Genomic DNA, 2,093 nt, shown 5'->3' on the forward strand with positions numbered 1-2,093 from the left:
GAGACGTGGATCGTCTCGTCGAGTTCTATGAGAAAGTCATGGGTGTTTCGGCGGAACGCCCCGCGCCCGTCTTTGCCGAACTCGTTGTGCCATCGTGCACCCTGGCGATCGGCCACTCCCAGACGGTGCAACTGTTCGGCGCTGGTTCCGCAGTGGCGGCCGACAATCACACTGTCATCATCGAGTTTCGCGTCCACGATGTCGATGCCGAATACGAGCGCTTGAAGCCCTTTGTTGGCGAGTGGGTAAAGGAACCAACCACGATGCCGTGGGGGAACCGTGCTGTGCTGTTTCGGGATCCCGACGGCAACCTGGTTAACCTCTTCGCGCCAGTGACCGAGGAAGCGATCAAACGGTTCAGCAGTAGGCGTTGACAGACAGTTGAAGTGAGTGGGCGAATTTCGTAATTAGTAATTTTACTGACCGCTTCATAGGAAGAGACCATAGCAACGAGCTATGGTCTCTTCATTTTATCTAGGTTCTTCATTATTTATTGAGAAATGGATCTATTTCGCGACCCCCGCTGATGCTGGCAGCCTATTTGTAATTGTGCTAACGTTCCTACGTTAGTTTAACGACGTACTGAACATCAGTTTTCCAAATTGTACTCATCAAGGTCTTTTGCGTCTTTAAAAAAATCCATATAGCTTTTAACTAAGGATTGGTCTTTACTTATCATGAGAGTAAGTCCAGAATCCCAACAGACAATTTCTACTTCAGCTTTTGGATGTTGAACTGTGGCTCCTGGTTTCCAAAACCCTGGGTTACCATCTGCAAACGGAACGACGCTCAAATTATTAATATCAATCTTCTCCGACTTTCTAAACCCTGAGATTACACCCCAAATAAATTGGATTTTATTCTTGCCAATTAAGTTTGTTAATTGCTCACCTGAAATCCAGTATTTATTATTTCTATCCCAGGTCCCTTTATTTACTTGATATTCTCCGAAGTAGTTCAAAAAATCATCTGGTATCCAGTTTAGTTCTAAATCTGTTAATAACCAATTATAATCGTGTTGTCGATTTTGAAGAGCCTCGAATATGGGTCCTAGGTATGTATAATATTGAATCTGTTTAGAGTCTTTTAATATTGCATTCAAAAACGTTCACCCCTCATTGAAAGTAGGATATTTAAATAATTCGGTAAGTGATTAAGCTATCCTGCCAGTTAAGTGAGCAAAGGCTGCCCTTCATGCCGGCAGCCTCGTCCTAGGTGGTTATTCAACTAAAGTCTCCCATTAGCTTAACAATGGACACTTGCTTTTTGCATCATTTGGTAAGTTCCAAGTTCGTATAATATGGCTTAAACCCATCTGCTACACTTGATATTCATTTGGGTAGATATTTTGTCTTAATAACGTTCATATGATGAGTTTCATGACCAGCTATGATAAAGGCAGCCGCACGTGCGGACAATGGGTGACCATTAAACTCTCCACTACGAAGAAAGGCTTCCTCTCGCAGATTCCCTATAAGAGTAAGCGTGGATTGTCGGACTGCGGAAAAATCCACAAGTACCTCTGCCAATGCTAAGTCGTCAAAAGACGCTAACTTTGCGAAGGTATCACGGTCATAACCAGGTAATTCCCGTGCGTCACCGCGTGCGATACGAAGAATTCGATAGTTCCATAACCGCTCGACATCAGTAATATGTCCCACTACGGTTTTAAGTGCCCATTTCCCTTCAGCATATTGGAAAACACTCTGTTCTTCCGATAGATCTTTCAACAACAACAGTGACTGGTCATGCAGGTTTCGCAAAATATCCACCAAATTCCCATCTGGCACCAAGCGGATATATTGCTCATATTTAGGTAGATATTCGTCCGACTTTGGTCTTGTGTTCATAGGAACCTCCGAATAGGGATTTAGTTAAAGACTTGAGGATTTATTATACCATAATAAGGTATTTAAAGGAGTCTACTTACTGAATATTACTGCCCGTCCCTCGGTTTTAAGGGTTTATCTCACTTTTACTCACTCATTCGCAGGATTCCGTTTCCCTGGATAACAGTTGTCGTTCTGAAAGTAAGCTTATTAAACTCCGTCGTTCCAATTTTGGACATGCGGGAACAGAAGAAAGGCTTTGGT

3 protein-coding genes are annotated in these 2,093 nt (G+C 43.2%); 1 reads left to right on the top strand and 2 read right to left on the bottom strand.

What is annotated here, in order from left to right; genetic code table 11:
* Positions 1-374, top strand: a 374-nt coding sequence (locus AC1DLM_RS35215; protein ID WP_477572604.1) for a VOC family protein, incomplete at its 5' end; no start/stop codon positions are given.
* Positions 375-589: 215 nt separating this feature from the next.
* On the opposite strand, the gene AC1DLM_RS35220 is transcribed toward AC1DLM_RS35215, so the two are convergent.
* Complete coding sequence (locus AC1DLM_RS35220) at positions 590-1,102, bottom strand: hypothetical protein (RefSeq protein WP_441992649.1); 513 nt, start codon at positions 1,100-1,102, stop codon at positions 590-592.
* A gap of 229 nt (positions 1,103-1,331) precedes the next feature.
* Complete coding sequence (locus AC1DLM_RS35225; protein WP_441992648.1) at positions 1,332-1,850, bottom strand: DinB family protein; 519 nt, start codon at positions 1,848-1,850, stop codon at positions 1,332-1,334.
* Positions 1,851-2,093 lie beyond the last annotated feature (243 nt).

It is taken from the genome of Paenibacillus sp. 01T442 (genome assembly GCF_056398345.1).